The sequence below is a fragment of the Pseudomonas sp. HMSC066A08 genome, assembly GCF_001813025.1.
Classification (GTDB): Bacteria; Pseudomonadota; Gammaproteobacteria; order Pseudomonadales; family Pseudomonadaceae; genus Pseudomonas; species Pseudomonas aeruginosa.
On the sequence record NZ_KV811248.1, the window covers coordinates 1 to 3,114 of the forward strand.

Sequence of the window (3,114 nt, forward strand, 5' to 3'; positions counted from 1 at the left end):
CAACGTGACCGATGGTGCCGACGTTGACGTGCGGCTTGTTCCGTTCAAATTTTTCTTTAGCCATGGAGACCATCCCCTTCAAGGAATTGAGCGGATCACGCTACCATTAGAACAAGGGCAGATATTTTCATATCTGCCCTTGGATAAATGGAGCTCATGAGCGGATTTGAACCGCTGACCTCACCCTTACCAAGGGTGTGCTCTACCAACTGAGCTACATGAGCGAAACACAAGCAACTTGACTGGAGCGGGTAGCGGGAATCGAACCCGCATCATCAGCTTGGAAGGCTGAGGTTCTACCACTGAACTATACCCGCGGAGCCCGAAGCTCACGCTTTTAAACTGGTGGAGGGAGAAGGATTCGAACCTTCGAAGTCTATGACGTCAGATTTACAGTCTGATCCCTTTGGCCACTCGGGAATCCCTCCAAACTGGTGGGCGGCATTCTCTACGTCTGCCACCTTGCTGTCAAGAGTTTTCTCTTAAAAAACCTGAACTTAGGTTTCAACAGCAACTTCATGGTAGGAGTCTTTCAGCCTTCCCCCTGCGAAGCGGGCGCCATTCTATGCAAACCATCAGGGGGATGCAACACCTTTGCACGACATTATTTGATGCTGCAATCCCTTGAAGTCCCGAGCCAGCTCCTGGAGCAGTTGCTCATCCACCAGACGCCGGCTGCCGGGAGCCACCCTTACCCAGAAATCACGCTGCCCGCGGGGCAACTCCTTCAGCTCCGCCTCGTAACCTGCCGTCTTGAGACGGACCTGCGCACTTTCAGCCGAATCCCGCGCGGAAAACATCCCCAAAGAAATGCCATTGGCCAGCACTCCCTCGCCAATCAGGTAGCTGTCGATATTGCGCGCCTGAAGCTCCTTCAACTGACGAAGCGCAGCCTCCCGCGAGGCTAGCGGAGGAAGATAGACCCAGTAATCGACGCTCATCTCCCCACGGGCCTCGACCTCCGCCTCGATATCCAGGCCCAGCAGGCGCTGCTGCAACCTTCGGGCATCCGCCTCCTCACCGCCTCCGCCAAGATATAGACAGGCCGACTCGGATGCGATCGACTCTCCGGCAGCCGAAGGAACACTCGACGCCGGCACCTGCGATCCCGAGCGCGCCCTGGAAGCAAGGTTGCTCTCGGCCAACAGCAGAATGTTCTTCTGCCCATCCTTATAGAGTTCCAGCGGTGCGATTTCCTTGGCCCGTAGCGGGGATTGCTGCTGGTGCCAGACGTAGTAGAAGACGTTCAGGGCCAGGAGAAACAGGAAGAACCAGCGCATATATCCTCTCACTCAATCGGGCAAGCCAGTGCCAGTCCTACGAAAACCAGATCCGGCATGATCCGGGCACCAGCCAGTTCGTCGCGAACCAGTTCGGCATCCCCACCCGTCAGGAATATTTCACAATCCGGACCGAGCAGCTCGCACGCCATGGCGTACTGCTCACGAACGAACCCCCTGAGCATGAGCAGACAACCCCGCTCAACCGCCTCGGCCGTGGCCTGCCCTGGCTGAAGACTGGCAAGCGCCCGCCGGGCCTCTGCATCGTCGTAGCGGATACGTCGGGTATGGGTGCGCAACTGGCTTCTCATCAGGGTCATGCCCGGGCATATGTAGCCCCCCAGATGCACACCATCTGCCGCGACCAGGTCAGAGGTAACCGCAGTCCCCAGATCGATGACCAGGCAGGCCTTCTTAGCCAGGTGATGAGCCGCGACGAGGGCCAGCCAACGGTCGAGCCCCAGGCGCTGGTAATCGAGATAGCCGTTGCGCACCCCCGCCAACTGCTTGCCGGATGATGCAACCAGCGCCGAAACCGGGAACAGCTGCTCCAACCGTGCGACCAGTTGCGAGGTTTCCTGCTCGCTGCGAACGCTCACCAAGCGACAGGCTCGCACTGGCAGCGCTTGCTGCGATGTTAACTGTTCAACCAGCGCATCATCGGATTCCGCAAGGCCACCAGCGACCGACCGTGCCGCGCCCTCGATGACCCGCCACTTGATCAGCGAGTTTCCACAGTCGAGCTCGAGAATCATTGACGCAACCTCAAACTAAGCTCCCCTCCACTGAAACCCTGCTCCACGCCATCCACCTCGAGACGCAGCGCTCCTCGGCTATCGACACCCAGCACTCGACCCTCGATGGAGCTCAGAGCAGTCGAGAGAATGACCTGGGCACCCTGCCAGAGATTGCAGGACTCCCACTCCTCGCGACTTGCAGCAAAGCCTTCGCGCGAATGCCTATCGAGATAATCGGCCAGTTGCCGATTGAGAGCAGAGAGCAGCCGCGAACGATCCACCAGCTCCCCCAGCGCTTCGCGCAGGGAGGTCCAAGGCTGGCCGATATCAGTGGCGGTCTTCATGTTGACGTTGATCCCTATGCCGATAACGACATGACACAGATCCGCGGGATCGCCACTCAGCTCCAGGAGAATTCCGGCGATCTTCCTGCCTCCCTGCAGAAGGTCGTTCGGCCACTTCAACCCGGCGTCCCGGACGCCCAAAGACTCCAGGGCCCGGAGCACCGCGAGACCGACGACCAGGCTCAACCCTTCGAGCTCCCGAGCGCCCCCCCTGACAGTAATGGCCAGAGAATAATAGAGGTTCTCTCCATAGGGACTGACCCAGGCTCGCCCGCGACGTCCGCGCCCGGCAGTCTGCTGCTCGGCGACGATAACGAAAGGCGTCGAGGCTCCAGCCGCGAGTCTGCGCATGGCCTCGGTATTGGTCGAATCGACGGTGGGCATGATCTCGACAGGCCAGAGGCTGTCGATCTTCTGCAGATCCAGGAGACTGAGGGGACTCGCCAGGCGGTAACCCCGACCACGCACCTTGTGGAACTGCAGGCCATGTTCAGCCTCCAGGTGCTGCAAGCGTTTCCAGACCGCACTGCGACTGATGCCCAGTACTGCCCCCAACTCCTCACCGGAGTGGAATCGCCCGTCTTGAAGTAGTTTCAGCAAGGTCTGCATAGACGCCCCACACTAGCCAGGCACGCATCATATAGAGGCACTTGCGCTTTGCCTACGAAAAGCCCTGCCGTATAGCTGCCTTTTCCCCGGATTTTCGCAGACTTTTCCGAGCGCAAAAGCAAAACCCCCGGTCATTGCTGACCA

At 59.2% G+C, this 3,114-nt stretch carries 4 protein-coding genes and 3 tRNA genes; all 7 read right to left on the bottom strand.

The genetic code is table 11. The features are described 5' to 3' along the window. The coding region (locus HMPREF2886_RS34825; protein ID WP_234358239.1) for a hypothetical protein at positions 1–64 on the bottom strand (64 nt) is incomplete at its 3' end. 84 nt (positions 65–148) lie between these two features. Then, a tRNA-Thr gene (locus HMPREF2886_RS02940) sits at positions 149–224 on the bottom strand. A gap of 19 nt (positions 225–243) precedes the next feature. After that, positions 244–317: transfer RNA gene (locus HMPREF2886_RS02945), tRNA-Gly, on the bottom strand. Positions 318–343: 26 nt separating this feature from the next. Continuing rightward, positions 344–428 (bottom strand) — tRNA-Tyr (locus HMPREF2886_RS02950). A gap of 147 nt (positions 429–575) precedes the next feature. Next, positions 576–1,280, bottom strand: a complete 705-nt coding sequence (locus tag HMPREF2886_RS02955; protein WP_033973720.1) for an SPOR domain-containing protein — start codon at positions 1,278–1,280, stop codon at positions 576–578. Positions 1,281–1,288: 8 nt separating this feature from the next. Then, entirely contained in the window at positions 1,289–2,035 is a 747-nt protein-coding gene (locus HMPREF2886_RS02960; protein ID WP_003093768.1) for a pantothenate kinase, read from the bottom strand. Beyond that, positions 2,032–2,970: a bifunctional biotin--[acetyl-CoA-carboxylase] ligase/biotin operon repressor BirA gene (gene birA / locus HMPREF2886_RS02965; protein ID WP_033978869.1), complete on the bottom strand. Its 939-nt coding sequence runs from the start codon at positions 2,968–2,970 to the stop codon at positions 2,032–2,034. Before birA ends, HMPREF2886_RS02960 begins: the two co-directional genes overlap by 4 nt. Positions 2,971–3,114: the final 144 nt, after the last annotated feature.